This window comes from Bacillus sp. AFS031507 (assembly GCF_002584635.1).
In the GTDB taxonomy this organism is placed as follows: Bacteria; Bacillota; Bacilli; order Bacillales; family Cytobacillaceae; genus Neobacillus.
Genome location: NZ_NUOW01000113.1, coordinates 1 through 214, shown reverse-complemented (window position 1 = coordinate 214; position 214 = coordinate 1). Strand labels below are relative to the sequence as shown.

The 214-nt window shown below is 32.2% G+C and carries 1 pseudogene; it reads right to left on the bottom strand.

The window, feature by feature from the left end:
• A pseudogene (locus COE25_RS31295) lies at window positions 1-214 on the bottom strand (RNA-guided endonuclease InsQ/TnpB family protein); the annotation flags it as partial.

Genomic DNA, 214 nt, shown 5'->3' with positions numbered 1-214 from the left:
TATTCATTTGAGGTAAATGGTCTTGAATATCGGTTAGAACTTGAAGTTGATTTTCATTTCTTGTTTCTATGTTTAAAGCTGTGTAAACCTGTCTAATATAGTAGTTGGTGATATTGTACAAGTTTTTCGCTTTAAAACAGAGTGAGTCACAGTAGTCGAACAATTCATGTTCCGGCTGAATTTGTATTTTATAGGATCGATACATTTCATTCAC